Origin of the sequence: Ralstonia sp. 22086, assembly GCF_052045975.1 — a bacterium.
Lineage (GTDB): Bacteria > Pseudomonadota > Gammaproteobacteria > Burkholderiales > Burkholderiaceae > Ralstonia > Ralstonia wenshanensis.
Map to the genome: position 1 here is coordinate 1,455,569 of NZ_JBQEPZ010000001.1, position 17,874 is coordinate 1,473,442.

15 protein-coding genes are annotated in these 17,874 nt (G+C 63.3%); 2 read left to right on the forward strand and 13 right to left on the reverse strand.

Features of this window, described 5'->3' with window-relative positions:
- Positions 1–2: 2 nt before the first annotated feature.
- Positions 3–1,037, reverse strand: coding sequence for a dihydroorotase (gene pyrC, locus ACTJK6_RS06835; RefSeq protein WP_004633200.1), 1,035 nt, complete (start codon positions 1,035–1,037; stop codon positions 3–5).
- 33 nt (positions 1,038–1,070) lie between these two features.
- The gene (locus tag ACTJK6_RS06840; RefSeq protein WP_440838600.1) at positions 1,071–2,369 is read right to left on the reverse strand and encodes a glycerate kinase type-2 family protein; all 1,299 of its coding nucleotides are present in this window, start codon (positions 2,367–2,369) and stop codon (positions 1,071–1,073) included.
- A 158-nt stretch (positions 2,370–2,527) separates the two neighbouring features.
- On the opposite strand from ACTJK6_RS06840, the gene ACTJK6_RS06845 reads away from it, so the two are divergent.
- Complete coding sequence (locus ACTJK6_RS06845) at positions 2,528–3,358, forward strand: class II glutamine amidotransferase (protein WP_024976643.1); 831 nt, start codon at positions 2,528–2,530, stop codon at positions 3,356–3,358.
- A gap of 188 nt (positions 3,359–3,546) precedes the next feature.
- Here ACTJK6_RS06845 and ACTJK6_RS06850 read toward each other — a convergent pair whose 3' ends face one another.
- The 7 genes from ACTJK6_RS06850 to ACTJK6_RS06880 all read right to left on the reverse strand — a co-directional run bounded on the left by ACTJK6_RS06850 (position 3,547) and on the right by ACTJK6_RS06880 (position 11,487).
- Positions 3,547–4,281, reverse strand: coding sequence for an amino acid ABC transporter ATP-binding protein (locus tag ACTJK6_RS06850; protein WP_004633206.1), 735 nt, complete (start codon positions 4,279–4,281; stop codon positions 3,547–3,549).
- Positions 4,278–4,961: a glutamate/aspartate ABC transporter permease GltK gene (gene gltK, locus ACTJK6_RS06855; RefSeq protein ID WP_232041951.1), complete on the reverse strand. Its 684-nt coding sequence runs from the start codon at positions 4,959–4,961 to the stop codon at positions 4,278–4,280. The genes ACTJK6_RS06850 and gltK overlap by 4 nt, the downstream gene beginning before the upstream one ends.
- 17 nt (positions 4,962–4,978) lie before the next feature.
- Positions 4,979–5,707 carry an amino acid ABC transporter permease gene (locus tag ACTJK6_RS06860; protein WP_232041950.1) on the reverse strand — a complete coding sequence of 243 codons (729 nt, stop codon included), beginning with the start codon at positions 5,705–5,707 and terminating at the stop codon, positions 4,979–4,981.
- A 99-nt stretch (positions 5,708–5,806) separates the two neighbouring features.
- Positions 5,807–6,715, reverse strand: a complete 909-nt coding sequence (locus ACTJK6_RS06865; RefSeq protein WP_232041949.1) for a glutamate/aspartate ABC transporter substrate-binding protein — start codon at positions 6,713–6,715, stop codon at positions 5,807–5,809.
- A gap of 520 nt (positions 6,716–7,235) precedes the next feature.
- Complete coding sequence (locus ACTJK6_RS06870) at positions 7,236–8,537, reverse strand: Glu/Leu/Phe/Val family dehydrogenase (protein ID WP_232041948.1); 1,302 nt, start codon at positions 8,535–8,537, stop codon at positions 7,236–7,238.
- A gap of 151 nt (positions 8,538–8,688) precedes the next feature.
- Positions 8,689–9,633: a LysR substrate-binding domain-containing protein gene (locus tag ACTJK6_RS06875; protein WP_004633215.1), complete on the reverse strand. Its 945-nt coding sequence runs from the start codon at positions 9,631–9,633 to the stop codon at positions 8,689–8,691.
- Between the two features lie 15 nt (positions 9,634–9,648).
- The gene (locus tag ACTJK6_RS06880) at positions 9,649–11,487 is read right to left on the reverse strand and encodes an ABCB family ABC transporter ATP-binding protein/permease (RefSeq protein WP_440838601.1); all 1,839 of its coding nucleotides are present in this window, start codon (positions 11,485–11,487) and stop codon (positions 9,649–9,651) included.
- Between the two features lie 90 nt (positions 11,488–11,577).
- Between ACTJK6_RS06880 and ACTJK6_RS06885 the strand changes: the two genes are divergently transcribed.
- A complete protein-coding gene (locus ACTJK6_RS06885) occupies positions 11,578–12,015 on the forward strand; it encodes an acyl-CoA thioesterase (RefSeq protein WP_440838602.1) in 438 nt (145 codons plus the stop codon).
- Positions 12,016–12,081: 66 nt separating this feature from the next.
- Here the strand turns inward: ACTJK6_RS06885 and ACTJK6_RS06890 are convergent, their stop codons facing one another.
- From ACTJK6_RS06890 to ACTJK6_RS06905, 4 genes are all read right to left on the reverse strand, one after another.
- Entirely contained in the window at positions 12,082–12,846 is a 765-nt protein-coding gene (locus ACTJK6_RS06890; RefSeq protein ID WP_322017748.1) for an enoyl-CoA hydratase, read from the reverse strand.
- 26 nt (positions 12,847–12,872) lie between these two features.
- Positions 12,873–13,838: a DegV family protein gene (locus tag ACTJK6_RS06895; RefSeq protein WP_232041945.1), complete on the reverse strand. Its 966-nt coding sequence runs from the start codon at positions 13,836–13,838 to the stop codon at positions 12,873–12,875.
- Between the two features lie 217 nt (positions 13,839–14,055).
- Positions 14,056–15,255 (reverse strand): acetyl-CoA C-acyltransferase, encoded by a 1,200-nt coding sequence (locus tag ACTJK6_RS06900; protein WP_092973292.1) that lies wholly within the window; start codon positions 15,253–15,255, stop codon positions 14,056–14,058.
- A 33-nt stretch (positions 15,256–15,288) separates the two neighbouring features.
- Positions 15,289–17,769 carry a 3-hydroxyacyl-CoA dehydrogenase/enoyl-CoA hydratase family protein gene (locus ACTJK6_RS06905; protein ID WP_440815988.1) on the reverse strand — a complete coding sequence of 827 codons (2,481 nt, stop codon included), beginning with the start codon at positions 17,767–17,769 and terminating at the stop codon, positions 15,289–15,291.
- Positions 17,770–17,874: the final 105 nt, after the last annotated feature.

The window sequence follows — 17,874 nt, forward strand, 5'->3', positions numbered from 1 at the left end:
AGTCAGACAGACTTCCAGCGCAGCATCTCGCCGCCGCGCAACGGCACCAGCGTCTGCTCACCGAACGGGACTTCGGCGGGAAGCTGCCACTGCGAGCGCGTGAGCGTGAGCGTGCCGGCGTTGCGTGGCAGGCCATAGAAGTCCGGCCCGTGCAGGCTTGCGAAGCCTTCGAGCTTGTCGAGCGCGTTGGCGTCTTCAAAGGCCTCGGCGTACAGCTCCATGGCGTGCAGCGCGGTGTAGCAGCCGGCGCAACCGCAGGCGTGTTCCTTTACACCCTTGGCATGCGGCGCGCTGTCGGTACCGAGGAAGAAGCGGGGGTGGCCCGAGGTGGCCGCGGCCACCAGTGCCAGACGGTGTGTTTCGCGCTTGAGCACCGGCAGGCAGTAGTAATGCGGGCGGATGCCGCCGACAAACAGTGCATTGCGGTTGTACAGCAGATGGTGCGCGGTGATGGTCGCGCCAACCGGGCCCTCCGCATCGCGCACGTATTCGGCCGCGTGCTTGGTGGTGATGTGCTCGAACACGACCTTCAGCGCGGGGAAGTCGCGACGCAGCGGCAACATCACCGTGTCGATAAAGACGGCCTCGCGGTCGAAGATGTCGACGGTCGGGTCGGTCACTTCGCCGTGTACGAGCAGCGGCATGCCGACTTCCTGCATGGCTTCGAGCGTCTTGGCGCAGCGGCGCAAATCCGTCACGCCAGCGTCGCTGTTGGTGGTGGCGCCGGCCGGATACAGCTTCACGCCGTGGATGAAACCGCTGGCGCGGGCTTCCCGGATCACCTCGGGCGAGGTGTTGTCGGTCAGATACAGCGTCATCAGCGGCTCGAACTGCGTGCCTGCGGGCAACGCGGCGAGAATGCGCTCGCGGTAGGCGCGCGCCTGCGCAGTCGTGGTCACGGGCGGCTTGAGGTTCGGCATGATGATCGCCCGGCCGAACTGGCGCGCGGTGTCGCCCACCACATCGGCGAGGGCATCGCCATCGCGCAGGTGCAGGTGCCAGTCATCGGGGCGGACGATCGTAAGAGTGTCGGTCATGGTGCGTGCGGAAGCGGTCAGCAAAAACGTGAATCAGAGAATGAGGATGACGCGGTAGTCGTTGACGTTGGTGCGCGTCGGGCCGGTGACGATCAGATCATCGGCGGCGGCAAAGAAACCGTAGGCGTCATGTGCGTCGAGCGCGGCGCGGGCGGCGACGCCCTTGGCGGCCGCGCGAGCGATGGAGTCGGGGTCGAGCAGCGCCCCCGCATTGTCCTCCGATCCGTCGATGCCGTCTGTATCGGCGGCGAGGGCATAGACGTCGCCCATGTCTTCGAGCGTGACGCCGAGCGAGAGCAGGAACTCCGCGCAGCGCCCGCCGCGACCGCCCGTCAAGCCCGGCGGAATCGTCACCGTGCATTCGCCACCGGAGATCAGTGCTACCGGCGCCACAAACGGCGTGCCGTGCTGGCGCACCTGGCGCGCCAGCGCCCCGTATACCTGGGCGACCTCGCGAGCCTCGCCGGTCACCGTGTCGCCAAGGATGGCCGTGTGGATACCGCGCGCCGCAAACACCTGCGCGCCGGCTTGGAGGCTCTGTTGCGCGGTGGCGATGACGTGATTGGTCACGCGTGCAAAGCAGGCGTCGCCGGGCTTGGGCGTTTCGGCAATCTCGCCGCGTGCTCCACGTTGAAGGTGCGCGCGCACGGTATCGGGCATCTGTGCGCCCCACCGCTTGATGATGGCAAGCGCATCGGAGTAGGTGCTTGCATCCGGCACGGTCGGGCCGCTGCCAATGGCGCTCGGATCGTCGCCCGCCACATCGGAGACGATCAGCGTCGTGGCCGGCGCCCGGGATGCAGCGGCTAGCCGCCCGCCCTGAATACGCGACAGGTGCTTGCGCACGATGTTCATGTCGGTGATTGGCGCGCCGCAGCGCAGAAGTTCGCGTGTCACGGCCCTCAGATCGCCCATCGGGATGCCCTCGGCTGGCAGGGACAGCAGGCTGGAGCCGCCGCCGGAGACCAGCACGATCAGGCGGTCGTTCTCGGTAAGCGCGCAGACGCGATCCAGGATTTCCTGCGCCGCCTGCTCGCCGGCTTCGTCCGGCACCGGGTGCCCGGCTTCGATGACGCGGATGTGCTCGGTCGGCAGCCCATGCGCATAGCGCGTGACGACCACGCCTTCGATCTGTGCGCGGCCGGCATAGGCCTGCTCGACAGCCAGCGCCATCGAGGCAGCCGCCTTGCCGGCGCCAACCACCAGCGTCTTGCCGCCGACATGCGGTGGCGGGAGGAAGTTTGCGACGATCTTGAGCGGATCGGCCGCGCCCACGGCGGCGGCGTAGCTCTCCAGCAGGAGGGCGCGGGCGGCGGTGCGGTCGAGCTTCATGGGAATGGCTTCCGGTTAAGGCAGTCGGGTGCGGGTGGGTTGCGGCATGTGCGCAACGCCCGGCAGCCAGGCGCGGCGCCGTGAAGACGAAGGCGCTTGGCACCCCCGGCGGCCGGCAGGATAATGGCTATTTTATTGCATCCGACTTTTCCCCCACCATGTGCCAGCTGCTGGGCATGAACTGCGCCGAACCAACCGATGTGACGTTCTCGTTCACCGGGTTCGCCGCGCGCGGTGGCGTGACCGACCACCATGCCGACGGCTTCGGCGTCGCCTTCTTCGAAGACAAGGCCTGCCGCCTGTTCATCGACAACCAGTCGGCCGGCACCTCGCCGGTGGCGGAGCTGGTCAAGCGCTATCCGATCAAGTCCAAGAACGTCATCTCGCACATCCGCAAGGCGACGCAGGGCACGGTGCGGCTGGAAAACTGCCACCCCTTCATGCGCGAGCTGTGGGGCCGGCACTGGATCTTTGCCCACAACGGCGACCTGAAGAACTTCTCGCCGTTCCTCTCGGGCGTCTACCAGCCCGTGGGGGATACCGACAGCGAACTGGCCTTCTGCTTCATCATGCAGGCGCTGCGCAAGCGCTTTCCGGGTTCACAGCCGCCGCTCAACGAACTGTTCTACGCGCTGTCTGACATCACCAAGGAAATCACCCGCTACGGCGTGTTCAATTTCCTGCTGTGCAACGGGCAGGCGCAGTTTGCGCATTGCTCTACGCGGCTGTATTACATCGTGCGGCAGTGGCCGTTCTCGACGGCGCACTTGATCGACGCCGACATGACGATCGACTTCGCCAAATACACGACACCTGCCGACCGCGTGGCCGTCATCGCGACCGCGCCGCTCACCGACAACGAAGTCTGGACGCAATTCGTGCCGGGCGAGCTGCTGATGTTCGAATCGGGCCAGGCCACGATGGCGACCAAGGTGCCGATTCCAGAAGCCGTGCAGATCGCCAACGCAGCCAACACCGCCTGCACCTGACATCGCAGTGCCCGTAAAAAAGCCGCTCTTGAGAGAGCGGCTTTTTGTTGCCTCCAACCCGGCGCTTAAATCGGTTCACGATCCGTAGCGAGCGGCCCAAGGTTGGTCCGAGAAGCGCAGCCGTACATGGGTACGGCGAGCATCGCAGGGCCAAGATCGGGGCGCGCAGTAGGATCGTGAAGCGATTTTCAATGCGACAGGATCTTCGACAAGAACTGCTTGGCACGGTCGGAACGAGCGTCGATGTTGCCGAAGAACTCTTCCTTCTCGCAGTCTTCAACGATGCGGCCCTGGTCCATGAAGATCACGCGGTTGGCGACCTTGCGAGCGAAGCCCATTTCGTGGGTCACGCACATCATGGTCATGCCTTCCTTGGCCAGTTCTACCATCACGTCGAGCACTTCGTTGACCATTTCCGGGTCCAGTGCCGAGGTCGGCTCGTCGAACAGCATGCAGATCGGGTCCATCGACAGCGCACGTGCGATAGCCACGCGCTGCTGCTGACCGCCCGACAGTTGCCCTGGGTACTTGGCTGCGTGCGCCTTCAGGCCCACCCGATCCAGATACTTCAGCCCCTTGGCCATGGCTTCCTCTTTCGAGCGGCCCAGCACCTTTTGCTGCGCGATCGTCAGATTCTCGGTAATCGACAGGTGCGGAAACAGCTCGAAGTTCTGGAACACCATGCCCACGCGCGAGCGCAGCTTCGGCAGGTTCGTACCCTTGGCGCCCACCGAAGTGCCGTCAACGAAGATCTCGCCCTTCTGGAACGGCTCGAGCGCATTGACGGTCTTGATGAGCGTGGACTTGCCCGAACCCGACGGGCCGCACACCACCACCACCTCGCTCTTCTTCACGCTGGTGGTGCAGTCGGTCAGCACCTGGAAGCTGCCGTACCACTTGGAAACGTTCTTGATCTCGATCATTGGGTCACCTTCTTCTGAAGTCGCTTCACCAGCACGGAGGCGCCGAAGCAGATCACGAAATAGCACAAGCCGGCAAACAGCAGCAGTTCGACGATACGGCCGTCGCGCTCACCGATGTTGTATGCCTGCGTAAAGAAGTCCGACAGCGCGCTCACATACACCAGCGACGTATCCTGGAACAGGACGATGGCCTGCGTGAGCAGCAGCGGAATCATGTTGCGGAATGCCTGCGGCAGGATCACCAGACGCATGGCCTGGCCGTACGTCATGCCCATCGCATAGGCCGCGAACATCTGCCCGCGTGACACGCTCTGGATACCGGCGCGGATGATCTCCGAGTAATACGCTGCTTCAAATAGCGCGAAAGCGACCAGCGCGGAGGTCATGCGCATGTCGGTTGCCGGCGACAGATCGAAGATCTTCTGCAGCAACTGCGGCACGATCAGGAAAAACCACAACAGCACCATCACCAGCGGGATGGACCGGAAAAGGTTCACGTACGCCTGCCCGAACCACTGGAGCGGCTTGATGCCGGAGAGGCGCATCATCGCCAGCAGCGTGCCCCAGACGATGCCGACCAGGATGGCCGTGCCCGTAATCTGGAGCGAGAGGACCATCCCCTCGCCGAGCACGCGCATGTTGTCGGCGTTGATGGACGAGAAATCGAATTGATAAGCCATGAAGAGTCCTCGCCCGATTACTTGCCACCGATGAAGCCAGGCAGCCGGGAACGTGCTTCCACCCAGCGCATCAGGCCCATTACGGTCAGGTTGATCAGCATGTACATCAGCGTCACGGCGATGAACGATTCGTACGGCTGCGCGGTGTAGTCAACCAGTTGGCGGCCTTGTGCGGCAAGCTCAAGCAAACCGATGGTCGATGCCACGGCCGAGTTCTTGAAGATATTCAGAAACTCCGACGTGAGCGGCGGCACGATGATCCGGAACGACATCGGCAGCATCACGTAGCGATACGTCTGCGCCAGCGTGAAGCCCATGGCCAGGCCGGCGTTGCGTTGACCGCGCGGAAGCGAATTGATACCGGAGCGCACCTGCTCGCAGACACGCGCCGCGGTAAAGGTACCGAGACACAGCATCGCGCACAGGAACATCGCCGTATTGGGGTTCATCTGCTTGATGTAGTCGCCACCCGGCACGAGTTCGGGCATGACGAAGTACCAGATGAAGAGCTGCACGATCAGCGGAATGTTGCGGAACAGCTCAACGTACGCAGCGGCAAGGCCCGACAGCCACTTGTTCGGCACCGTACGCAGCACGCCCAGCACGGAGCCGATGACGAGCGCGATGATCCAGGAAGACAGGCCGAGTACGACGGTCGTCTTCAACCCCGCCAGCAGCCAGTCGAGATAGGTCTGATTCTGGGCGGCTTCCGTAAAGAAGACACCCCAGTTCCAGTGGTAATTCATGATGGTTCCCTCAAAAAGAAACGGAAGGGTGAAGACCTGTTAACCGGCCTTTGCCTTCCGTTTCGGTGACGCTTGTATCAGGCCCGTTGAGGGAGCCGATCAGTCAAGAGCCTTGTCGTTCGGGTTCTTGATCAGCGCCTTCATGTCGTCCGACAGCGGGAACTCCATGTTCACGCCCTTGGGCGGAACCGGCTGCTCGAACCATTTCTTGTACTCGGCGGCGATCGAGCCGTCCTTCATCATGCCGGCGATGGTCTTGTCAGCCAAAGTCTTGAACGGCTTGTCGTCCTTGCGAACCATGCAGCCGTAGGCTTCGCGCGATTGCGGCTTGGCCACGACCACCCAGTCAGCCGGGTTCTTGGCCTTGGCGCGCTCGCCATACAGGAGGGCGTCGTCCATCATGAACGCAACAGCGCGGCCCGATTCCAGCGTCAGGAACGACTGGCCGTGGTCCTTCGTGCTGATGATGTTCATGCCCATCTGCTTTTCATCGTTCATCTTGCGCAGCAGGCGTTCCGACGTCGTGCCGGCGGTGGTCACGACGTTCTTGCCCTTGAGCTGTGCCCAGTCGGTGATGCCCGAATCCTTCTTCACCATGATGCGCGTGCCGATGATGAAGATGGTGTTCGTGAACGATGCCTGCTTCTGGCGCTCGAGGTTGTTCGTGGTCGAGCCGCACTCCAGATCGATGGTGCCGTTCTGCAGCAGCGTGATGCGGTTTTGCGAAGTGACCGGGATCTCGTTGATCTTCAGATCCTTCATGCCGAGTTGCTTCTTCACGTCCTCGGCAATCTTGGTGGCGACGTCGTACGAATAACCGATCGTGCGGACACCGCCGACGTTGTAGCTGAACGGAATCGACGAATCGCGCACGCCCAGCGTGATGGTGCCGGTGTCTTTGATCTTCTTGAGCGTACCAGTCAGCTCTTCTGCGTGGGCAGCGCTGCCGAATGTACCAACGGCAACACCAACGGCTGCAACCACGGTTGCCAGCTTGGCGAGGTTCATGAAAGTCTCCTTTTGACCATGAAAGAGAAAGACGGGACTGTACCAAAAAACGTTTGCCGACAGTATTGGTGTTGCCACTAAATCGTTGAATCCAACGGAGTTTTTCCTCTGGCGCGGACCCTGCCGCAACCGCGTTTTCCAGGCAACCGGATACCTTACGTTGTGCTTTTCCGAAAATCCGGAAAAGACGCGCAGCGCCAAACACGGCAACGCTCTGCAACATCGGCACGCAGGCCCGATGCTTGAGCGGATCACCGCCAATTGCTAAGGAAAACAAGGGGAAATAAAGCCCGCCCGATGTGCGCTCTCTGTCGCTTAACGAACCCGACTTGAGGATGGGAAGGACGACGATGGTGCCATCGCCCTTCTCATGGTGCGGTGCTTTGGAACGTTATGGTTCGTCCCATGAGCACCGGCTTTCTTCAACCGTCGCGCATGGCCGCCTGATCGGCAGCAACGCGATAGACCAGTGCAGCGCCCTGTTGGGGCACCGCGCCGGTATTGACCAGCGCGTTGCCGATCAGGGGTACAGACCGCGCTCTTGGCGGGCCTGCAGAATCCGCGTACAGGCGATGATGAACGCCGCCGTACGCAGAGTAACCTTGTTGTCCTGCGCCACTTGCCAGACGCCACGGAAGGCATCTTGCATGATCCGTACCAGGCGCTGGTTGATCTCGTCTTCGGTCCAGAAGAAGCTCGAGAAATCCTGCACCCATTCGAAATAGCTGACCGTCACACCGCCGGCGTTGGCAATCACGTCCGGGCAGACCAGGATGCCCCGGTCGCGCAGGATGTCGTCGGCCTCGGGCGTCGTGGGGCCGTTTGCACCTTCCACGACAATCTTTGCCTTGATATGGGGCGCGTTCTTCGCCGTGATCTGGCCTTCCAGCGCGGCCGGGATCAGGAATTCGCAGTCCAGTGCCCAGAAGTCGTCTTGCGAGACGGTCTCTGCGGCAAAGCCGGCCACGCTGCCGTTGTGGTCAACGTGCTTGATGAGCGCGTCGACATCGAGGCCGTTGCCGTTGAACACGATGCCCTTGTGGTCTTGCACAGCAATGACCTTGGCGCCGGCGTCGTGGAACAGCTTGGCGGCCACGCTGCCCACGTTACCGAAGCCTTGCACCACCACGCGCGAGCCCTTGACGTCGATGCCAAGGTTGCGTGCGGCTTCGCTGCCCACCACGAACACGCCGCGGCCAGTGGCTTCACGACGGCCCAGGCTGCCGCCCAGTGCGATCGGCTTGCCGGTCACCACGCCGGTGGCGGTGGAGCCTTCGTTCATGGAATACGTGTCCATCATCCACGCCATGATCTGCGCGTTGGTGTTCACGTCCGGCGCCGGAATGTCCTTGTTCGGGCCGATGATGATGCCGATCTCGCTGGTGTAGCGGCGGGTCAGGCGCTCGAGTTCACCGGAAGACAGCTTGCGCGGGTCGACGCGGATACCGCCCTTGGCACCGCCGTACGGCACGTTCACGGCCGCGTTCTTCACCGACATCCACGCCGACAGCGCCATCACTTCCGACAGCGTCACGTCCTGGTGGAAACGCACGCCGCCCTTGCCCGGGCCGCGCGACGTGTTGTGCTGCACGCGGTAGCCCTCGAAGTGGGCAATGCGACCGTCGTCCATCTGGATGGGCACGTCGACGATCAGCGCGCGCTTCGGGCGCTTGAGCGTTTCAACCCAACGAGCGAGCGAGCCAAGATAGGGGGTGACCCGATCGACCTGCTGCAGGTAGATGCCCCACGGGCCGAGATTGTCGGCCGGCAGATAGGACGGGATGGCGTGCTGGAGTGTCGACGGAGATGCGACATTGGACATGGCTGTCTTCCTTTTTTGGGCCTCGGTAAGGCCCTTCAAGTCCCACAAAATGCCCGCCAGCTTAGGGACCGCTCAGAACGAAATCCAATGCCGTTTTTACATCGGGTTATGCATTGGGCGCATAACCCTACAATTGAACCCGACAGCCGGTTCAGCCCGCCAGCGCGCTCCATAACGTGTCGATCAGCTCACGCTTGCGCTTGGACTGGGGGTGCCGGCGGTCGTGTGCGCCGCTTTGCGGGTGCTCACGATAGAGCCGGATTTCCATCTCGATCGACAACGTGCCGCCGCCCTTGCCTTCCGCGCGCACCAAGCGGCCCGCTGCCACATCCTCACGCACCGCGCTCTCGGGCAGGAAGGCCACGCCGTGTCCCGCCAGCGCCATCACCTTGAGCGCCTCGGCCATGTCGGTTTCGTAGCACTTGTCGAGCAGCGGCGCCACCGGCGAGTTTTCCAGCAGCACATCCACCATGCGCCCCAGAAAGGCATTGGGCGTATAGCTCAAGTAGGCGATCGGCTTGCGTGCGGTGGGAACAAGCCGGTAAATCGGTCGCCCGCTTGCGTCGGGCTTGGAGAACGGCGAGAGCCGCTCGGTGCCCAGCACCAGCATGTCGTAGCGCGTGGGGTCGAGTTGGATCATTTGCCGCGCGTGGTGATAGACCATCACGAGATCGCAGCCGCCCTCCACCAGCGTCATTACCGCATCGTGCACATTGAGCGCGCGCAGCCGGCATTGCAGCTTGCCGATCTTCTCTTCCACCTGTGCAAGCCAGCCGGGGAAAAACGTGAGCGACAGCGTATGCGGCACGGCAAAGTCGATCGTCGACGCGCTGGCCGGACGCTGGCCGCGCATCAGGGCCCGCGTCTCACTCACCTGGGCAAGCATCGCCAACGCCTGTTCGTAGAAGACCTCTCCGGCGGGCGTCAGGCGTGTGGGGTAGCTTGATCGGTCGATCAGCTCATTGCCGAGCCACGCCTCAAGCGATTGAATGCGCCGCGAAAACGCCGGCTGCGTCACGTGCCGCAATTCGGCCGAGCGCGAAAAGCTGCGCGTCTCCGCCAGGCTGATGAAGTCTTCCAGCCATTTGAGTTCCATCGCGTTGTCTCTCCCTCAACCTGCTCGGGTGTCTTCTGTTTCTTCGGCCACGCGTTCGGGCTCGCGTGCCTGCATGCGCCACATCTGCGCGTAGCGACCTTCCGCTCGCAACAACGATTCGTGCGTGCCGCGTTCGATGATGCGGCCGTGTTCCATCACCAGAATCTGGTGCGCGCGCACGATGGTCGACAACCGGTGCGCAACGACCAGCGTGGTGTGGTTCTGCGCAAGCCGCATCAGTTCTTCTTGGATGGCGTGCTCGGTGCGCGAGTCGAGTGCGGACGTCGCTTCATCGAAGACGAGAATCGGCGGACGCTTGAGCAGCGTGCGCGCAATCGCTACGCGCTGCTTCTCACCGCCGGAGAGTTTGAGGCCGCGCTCGCCGACTTGCGTCTCGTAGCCATCAGGCAGCGATTCGACAAAGTGGTGAATCTGCGCCGCGCGGGCGGCTTCAATCACCTCTTCGCGGCTCGCATCGGGACGGCCGTAGGCGATGTTGTAGTAGATGCTGTCGTTAAAGAGCACCGTGTCTTGCGGAACGATGCCGATGGCCGCACGCACGCTGGATTGCGTGACGTCGCGCAGGTCCTGACCGTCGATCTGGATGGCGCCGGACTTCACGTCATAGAAGCGGAACAGCAAGCGCGCGAGCGTCGACTTGCCCGAACCGCTCTGCCCAACCACCGCCGTGGTCGTGCCGGCAGGAATCGTGAAGTCCACATCGAACAGGATCTGGCGCTTGGCCTCGTAGCTGAAGTCGACATGCGCGAAGCGGACTTCGCCCGCGTGTACCACCAGCGGTGGGGCGTCAGGCTTGTCCGCAACTTCGCGGTTGGTCTGCAGCAGGTTGAACATGCGGTCCATGTCGGTCACGGCCTGCTTCAGCTCGCGGTAGATCACGCCCAGGAAGTTGAGCGGGATGTAGATCTGCAGCATCAGCGTGTTGACGAGCACGAGGTCGCCCAGCGTCATGTGCCCCGCCGCCACCCCTTGCGTGGCGCGATACAGAATCAGGATGAGCGCGGTGGCGACGATGAACTGCTGGCCGAAGTTGAGCACCGACAACGAGTTCTGTGAGCGGATGGCTGCAGCGCGGTAGTGCTTCAGGTTCTCGTCGTAGCGACGCGCTTCGTAGTCTTCGTTGCCGAAGTACTTGACCGTCTCGAAGTTGAGCAGCGAATCGATCGCCTTCTGGTTGGCGCGTGAATCGAGCTCGTTCATCTTGCGGCGGAAGTGCGTGCGCCAGTTCGTCACCGTCACCGTAAAGACGATGTAGCTGATCAGCGCGCAGAACGTGATGAGCGCAAACCACACGTCGTACTTCACGAAGAAATACGTGATGACGAGGCCGACTTCCACCAGCGTCGGCAGGATGCTGTACAGCGAATAGGAAATGAGCGACTGGATGCCCCGCGTGCCGCGCTCGATGTCGCGGCTCATGCCGCCGGTCTGGCGCTCCAGATGAAAACGCAGTGACAGCGCATGCAGATGGCGGAACACCTGCAGTGCGAGCGTGCGCACCGAACTCTCCGTCACCTTCGCGAACAGGATTTCGCGCAGCTCAGAGAACAAAGACGTCGACAACCGCAGCAGGCCGTATCCGATGATGATGCCCACCGGCACCACCAGGAGCGCGCGCGGGTCGGACGGCGAGACGTTCATCGAATCGATCAGCCGCTTCATGACCATCGGTACACCAAGGTTTGCCACCTTGGCCGCGATCAGGAACGACAGCGCCAGCGCCACACGCCATTTGTAGGCCATCAGATACGGCAGCAGGCTCTTGATGGTGCGCCAGTCGCCGCGGGCAGCCCCCGGCGGAGGCGGTTCGGAAGAAGCGGGAAAGCGGCGCATGTGCGGTGCAATAAAATGGCGGATTGTGTATTCTCCCACCGATCACCTGCGCGCGCCCTGGGCCCGCTGGTGGGCCTTCCCTCCGCTCCAATGCTGCCGTGCATCATCATGTCCGATACCCAAGCCACCACTGAATCCGTCACGCTGCCCGCCGACAAGCAGCCCGCCGTGCGGGTGATGCCCATGCCGTCCGACGCCAACGTCCACGGCGATGTGTTTGGCGGCTGGATCATGTCGCAGGTGGACATTGCCGGGTCGATCCCCGCCGTGGTGCGCGCCAACGGCCGTGTCGCCACGATCGCCGTCAACTCGTTCGTCTTCAAGCAGCCCGTGTACGTGGGCGATCTGGTGAGCTTCTACGCCAACGTGGTCAAGACGGGTCGCACGTCGATCACCGTGGACGTGGAGGTCTATGCGCAGCGCATGCACGCCAACGGCAGCCACGCCACCGTCAAGGTCACGGAAGCCACCCTCACTTACGTGGCCACCGACGAGACGCGCAAGCCGCGCGTGCTGCCGCCGCTCTGAACGGCAACGCCCAACAAAAAAACCCGGCTTCGCGCCGGGTTTTCTTTTTGCGGGTGAGCGATTCGCTCAATTGAACTTGGAGAAATCCGGGCGGCGCTTTTCGAAGAACGCCGTGAACGCCTCGCGCGCTTCCGGCGCGCGCAGCATCTCGCCAAACTGCTTGCCTTCCACCGACATGCGCTCGGCAATCTGCGGCGTGGCGCCTTCCTTCATCAGGCGCTTGGTGGCGCGCAGCGATGCGGGCGGCAGCAGCGTCAGCTTGCGCGCCTGCGTGCGCACGAAGGCATCCAGCTCGCCGGCCGGTAGCACGCGATTGACCAGCCCCAGCTCGCGCGCTTCGGTCGCGTCAAAAGGCTCACCGAAAAGCAGCTTGTCCGCCGCGCGGTGGTAGCCCGCCAGCTGCGGCAGCAGCAGGCTTGATGCGGCTTCCGGGCAGAGGCCCAGCTGCGCGAACGGCATCGACAACTTGGCCGTCTCGGATGCGTAGACGAGATCGCAATGCAGCAGCATCGTCGTGCCGACGCCGACAGCCGCGCCGCTCACCGAAGCAATTAGCGGCTTGGTCGCCCTGCTGATCGCCTTCAGGAACTGGTGCACGGGGGCGCTCTCGTCCTTGGGCGGGTTCTTCATGAAGTCTTCGAGATCGTTGCCCGCCGTGAACACGCTCTCGTGCCCGGCCAGCACGATCACGCGGATGGCGGGATCGGTCTCGGCGGCCACCAGGGCATCGGCCAGCGTTTGGTACATCGCGGCCGTGATGGCGTTCTTGCGGTCCAGGCGGTCAAAGGTGAGCGTCAGGACGCCGTCTGCGGTCTCGGTACGAATCGACATGAAAACTCCAGGTGAAACCTGCGCCGCTAAATCGGCACAGGAGAATCAGACAGATAACCGACGGAGAACGCGTTCGCCCCCACGTTCAACGCCACGGTCAGGCTCATCGGCGCGAGCAGCACTTCCACGCCGTGGTCCTGTGCGGTTCGCATCAACGCCTGCACCGGCTCCATGCGGCGCACGGTGTCGAGCGAACCGGAATACGTGATCGCCACCACCGGCGTGGCCAGACGCTCCTCGGCGATCATGGTTTCGGTATGCGCCATCAGACGGCGGATGCCTTCATCGGAACCGCGCACCTTGGCGATGGCCTCCGTCTCGCCCCGGTGCATATGAATGAGCGGGCGCACGTTGAACGCCGTGCCCATCATGTAGCGGCCCCAGGTGATGCTCTTCTCGCCCTTCTGCTTGGCGCGGGTGTACATGTACAGCAACTCATCGGGCACGAGGTAGACGTGCGAGGCATCGCGCAGGCGGTTCTCGATCACGTGTACGACGTCACGCACTTCCGCGCCCTCGCGCAGCATGCGCGCGGCTTCGTGCACCATCAGCGCCTGGCCTGGACCGATGGCGCCCGTGTCCACCACCGTCAACTCGAACAGGCCCGAGCGGCCGGCATCCTTGCGTGGCTTGAAGCTCTTGGCCGTGGTGCCCACCACCGCGCCGGTTGCGTGGCTGTAGAAATGGCTGCGCGAGCTGGCAATCGTCAGCAGCAAGGCACGGTCGTGCTGCGTGACCACGTGCTTGAGCAGGTAGTCTTCGATCTCGCGTTCGAGCAGCGGAATCGATTCGGCATAGTGATCTTGCTTGTCGACGAGGTACTTGCGATAGAGCTGCGGCAGCGCCGCCTCGTCGCGGCGGTCTTCTACGAACAATTCGCCCGCACGAATGCGGAACGGCACCACGCCCAACCCCAGCTGATCGATCATCGAGCGCGGCATATCGCATGCCGCATCGGTCAATACGATTGTGTCGCCGACAGTGTTGCCCATCGCGCGCCCTCCTCTTGATGCACCGCCGGTGACCCGGTGGTGTGTCTCCTCTGTTGCGGAGTCGTGGCTCCGCTTCTATTGCGATACCGGCTTGGAGCCGGCCGCATTCTTCGGCGCGCTTGTTATGTAATGCTGCGCGCGCCTGCGCAATCATGCGTGGTGAGACGGGCGATTAGCAAGCAGGGGGAAGGCCTTAATCCTTCCCCCTTGCGTGGGGTCACATGCGTTCGAAAATGCCTGCGGCACCCATGCCGGTGCCGACGCACATCGTCACCATGCCGTACTTCTGGTTGCGGCGGCGCAGGCCGTGCACCACCGTGGCCGCACGAATGGCGCCGGTCGCGCCCAGCGGGTGGCCCAGCGCGATCGCGCCGCCCAGCGGGTTGATCTTGCTGGTGTCCAGGCCCAGGTCCTGGATCACGGCCAACGACTGCGCGGCAAATGCTTCATTCAGCTCGATCCAGTCGATCTGATCTTGCGTCAGGCCGCCCGCCTTCAGCGCGGCAGGAATCGCTTCCTTCGGGCCGATCCCCATGATTTCCGGCGGCACACCGCGCACCGCAAACGATACGAAGCGCGCGAGCGGCACCAGATTGAACTGCTTCAGGATCTTTTCCGACACCAGGATCAGCGCGCCCGAACCATCCGAGGTCTGCGAGCTGTTGCCGGCGGTCACGCTGCCCTTGTTGGCGAACACGGCGCGAAGCTTGCCGAGGCCTTCAACCGACGTATCGGCACGCGGGCCTTCATCCAGCGACATCGTGCGCGTCTTGATGTCGATGGCGCCCGTGCCCAGGTTCGGGAACTTCTCGATGATCTCGATCGGGGTGATCTCGTCCTTGAACTCGCCGGCTTGCTGCGCGGCCAGCGCCTTCTGATGCGACGCCAGCGAGAACGCGTCCTGCGCCTCGCGTGAGATCTTCCATTGCTGGGCGACCTTCTCGGCTGTCAGGCCCATGCCGTAGGCAATGCCCACGTTCTCGTCGCGCGTGAAGATCTCGGGCGACATCGACGGCGAGTTGCCCATCATCGGCACCATGCTCATCGATTCCACACCCGCGGCAATCATCACGTCGGATTCACCCACGCGGATGCGGTCGGCCGCCATCGCCACGGCGGTCAGGCCCGAGGCACAGAAACGGTTGACGGTCACGCCGCCCACCGTGTTCGGCAGGCCGGCCAGCAGCGCGCCGATACGCGCAACGTTCAGGCCCTGCTGCGCTTCCGGAATCGCGCAGCCGACGATGGCGTCTTCGATCAGCGCCGGGTCCAGGTTCGGCACCTGGGCGACGGCGCTCTTGAGGATGGTCGCCAGCAGATCGTCCGGGCGCAGGTTCTTGAGCGTGCCCTTCGGCGCCTTGCCGATCGGGGAACGCGTCGCGGCGACGATGTAGGCGTCTTGCAGTTGCTTGGTCATGATGAAACTCCTGTTTCTCTGTCGTCGCGGCAATTAGTTGCGCACCGGCTTGCCGGTCTGCAGCATGCCCATGATGCGTTCCTGGGTCTTGGAGCTGCCGAGCAGATCCACGAAGGCCTTGCGCTCCAGCGCCAGCAGCCAGTCTTCATCCACCAGCGCGCCGGCTTCAACGTCGCCGCCGCACACGGCTTCAGCAATGCGCGAGGCGATCGTGAAGTCGTGCTGCGAGATGAAGCCGCCATCACGCATGTTCACCAGCGACGCCTTGATCGTGGCGATGCCCGACCGGCCTGCCACCGGAATGCCGACCGGACGCAGCGGCGCGCGGTAGCCCGAATCGGACAGCGCACGCACTTCGTTGCGCGCAACATGCAGCAGTTCGTGCACGTTGAAGACGATGGTGTCGGTCGGCTGCAGGTAGCCGATCTTCTGCGCGTCCAGCGCGGAAGACGACACCTTGGCCATGGCCGCGGCCTGGAAGCGGTTGGTCAGGAACTGCAGGATGTTCGTGCTGCCTGCTGCCTGTGCCGCCTTGGCAGCGGCCAGCGCAGCTTCCTTCAGGCCACCACCTGCCGGCACGAGGCCCACGCCCACTTCCACCAGACCGATGTACGTTTCCAGTGCAGCCACACGCTTGGCCGAGTGCAGCAGCAGTTCGCAGCCACCGCCCAGTGCGATGCCCGATGCGGCCGACACGACCGGCACACCGGCGTACTTCACGCGCATCATGCCGTCCTGGAACTTCTTGACGAACGGCTCGATGCCCTTGGCGCCGCCCATCATGAAGGCCGGCATGGCCTCTTCGAGGTTGGCACCGGCAGAGAACGGACCGCCCGGCGCACCCAGCTTGAGCGACGTCGGCTGCCACACCACCAGACCCTTGTAGCCGGCTTCAGCCAGATCAACGGCACGCGTCAGACCGTCGATGACGCTCGGTCCGATCGTGTTCATCTTGCTCTTGAACGAGACGATCAGCACGTCGTCCTGGCCTGCCGCGTCGTCCACCCAGATGCGCACGGCATCGGTCTCTTCGATGGTCTTGCCATACGTGAGCGGGTTGACCGTCGTCGCACCCTTGATCGGTGCACGGAACACCTGACGGCCATACACCGGCAGCGTGCTGCGCGACAGGAACGCGCTCTGATTCGCAGACCACGAACCCTGTGACGAATGCACACCGCCGTTGTCCGCCACGGGGCCGGAGAACACCCATTGCGGCAGCGCTGCGTTCGACAGCGCCTTGCCGGCTTCGATGTCTTCCTTCACCCACTCGGCCACTTGCTTCCAGCCCGCCTCTTGCCAGTCTTCAAACGGGCCGCTGTTCCAGCCGAAGCCCCAGCGGATCGCCAGATCGACTTCCGCAGCCGAATCCGCAATCTGCTCCAGATACACAGCGATGTAATGGAACACGTCGCGGAAGACTGCCCACAGGAACTGCGCCTGCGGGTTGGTCGATTCGCGCAGCAGCTTCAGGCGTTCGGCGGGCTCCTTTTTCAGGATGCGCACAACGATGTCATCTGCCTTCTTGCCGCTCGGGCCGTACTGGCCGCTTTGCGGGTCCAGCACCTTGATTTCCTTGCCTTCCTTCTTGTAGAAACCGGCGCCGGCCTTCTGGCCCAGGGCGCCCGCCTCGACCAGCTTGGCCAGCACGGGCGGCGTGGCGTAGACCGGGGCGAACGGATCGTCCTTCAGGTTGTCCTGCATTGTCTTGATGACGTGGGCCATCGTGTCCAGACCCACCACGTCCGCCGTGCGGAACGTCGCCGACTTGGCGCGGCCCAGCTTCGAGCCCGTGAGGTCGTCCACCACGTCAAACGGAATGCCGTACTTGGCCGATTCTGCAAACACCGCCAGGATCGAGAAGATGCCGACGCGGTTGGCGATGAAGTTGGGCGTGTCCTTCGCGCGCACCACGCCCTTGCCGAGCGCGGAGGTGAGGAACGTTTCCAGCTTGTCGAGAATGTCGCCGCGCGTGTGGGCAGTCGGGATCAGCTCGACCAGGTGCATGTAGCGCGGCGGGTTGAAGAAGTGCACGCCGCAGAAGCGCGACTTCAGCTCGGCATCGAAACCATCCGACAGTTCGGTAATCGACAGGCCCGACGTGTTCGACGCGAAGATCGCGTGCGGGGCGATGTGCGGCGCGACCTTCTTGTACAGGTCGTGCTTCCAGTCCATGCGTTCGGCAATGGCCTCGATGACGAGGTCGCAGTCGCGCAGCTTCTCGATGTCGTCTTCGTAGTTGGCAGCCTGGATGAGGTTGGCGTCGTCCTTGATGCCCAGCGGCGCCGGCGACAGCTTCTTCAGGTTTTCAATGGCCTTGAGCGCGATGCCGCTCTTCGGGCCTTCCTTGGCCGGAAGATCGAACAGCGTGACGGGAACCTTGGCGTTGACCAGGTGCGCAGCAATCTGCGCGCCCATCACGCCGGCGCCCAGCACAGCAACGCGCCGGACGAGGAAGTTGGAGCGCTGGCCGGCCTGCGGCTGCGCGCTGGTGGAGAGTTCAGTGCGGGTCATGGTGTCCTCGCGGAAAGAAGAGGAGTTATCACCCCCGCACAAGCGGGAGCGACACAAAGAGGCGTTGAAACCTGTTCACGATCCATAGCGAGCGGCTCGAGGTTG

What these genes read in the sequence shown, in the direction of transcription:
- pyrC (WP_004633200.1), bottom strand. Translation starts at nt 1,037, where the DNA reads ATGACCGACACTCTTACGATCGTCCGCCCCGATGACTGGCACCTGCAC.
- ACTJK6_RS06840 (WP_440838600.1), bottom strand. Translation starts at nt 2,369, where the DNA reads ATGAAGCTCGACCGCACCGCCGCCCGCGCCCTCCTGCTGGAGAGCTAC.
- ACTJK6_RS06845 (WP_024976643.1), top strand. Translation starts at nt 2,528, where the DNA reads ATGTGCCAGCTGCTGGGCATGAACTGCGCCGAACCAACCGATGTGACG.
- ACTJK6_RS06850 (WP_004633206.1), bottom strand. Translation starts at nt 4,281, where the DNA reads ATGATCGAGATCAAGAACGTTTCCAAGTGGTACGGCAGCTTCCAGGTG.
- gltK (WP_232041951.1), bottom strand. Translation starts at nt 4,961, where the DNA reads ATGGCTTATCAATTCGATTTCTCGTCCATCAACGCCGACAACATGCGC.
- ACTJK6_RS06860 (WP_232041950.1), bottom strand. Translation starts at nt 5,707, where the DNA reads ATGAATTACCACTGGAACTGGGGTGTCTTCTTTACGGAAGCCGCCCAG.
- ACTJK6_RS06865 (WP_232041949.1), bottom strand. Translation starts at nt 6,715, where the DNA reads ATGAACCTCGCCAAGCTGGCAACCGTGGTTGCAGCCGTTGGTGTTGCC.
- ACTJK6_RS06870 (WP_232041948.1), bottom strand. Translation starts at nt 8,537, where the DNA reads ATGTCCAATGTCGCATCTCCGTCGACACTCCAGCACGCCATCCCGTCC.
- ACTJK6_RS06875 (WP_004633215.1), bottom strand. Translation starts at nt 9,633, where the DNA reads ATGGAACTCAAATGGCTGGAAGACTTCATCAGCCTGGCGGAGACGCGC.
- ACTJK6_RS06880 (WP_440838601.1), bottom strand. Translation starts at nt 11,487, where the DNA reads ATGCGCCGCTTTCCCGCTTCTTCCGAACCGCCTCCGCCGGGGGCTGCC.
- ACTJK6_RS06885 (WP_440838602.1), top strand. Translation starts at nt 11,578, where the DNA reads ATGCTGCCGTGCATCATCATGTCCGATACCCAAGCCACCACTGAATCC.
- ACTJK6_RS06890 (WP_322017748.1), bottom strand. Translation starts at nt 12,846, where the DNA reads ATGTCGATTCGTACCGAGACCGCAGACGGCGTCCTGACGCTCACCTTT.
- ACTJK6_RS06895 (WP_232041945.1), bottom strand. Translation starts at nt 13,838, where the DNA reads ATGGGCAACACTGTCGGCGACACAATCGTATTGACCGATGCGGCATGC.
- ACTJK6_RS06900 (WP_092973292.1), bottom strand. Translation starts at nt 15,255, where the DNA reads ATGACCAAGCAACTGCAAGACGCCTACATCGTCGCCGCGACGCGTTCC.
- ACTJK6_RS06905 (WP_440815988.1), bottom strand. Translation starts at nt 17,769, where the DNA reads ATGACCCGCACTGAACTCTCCACCAGCGCGCAGCCGCAGGCCGGCCAG.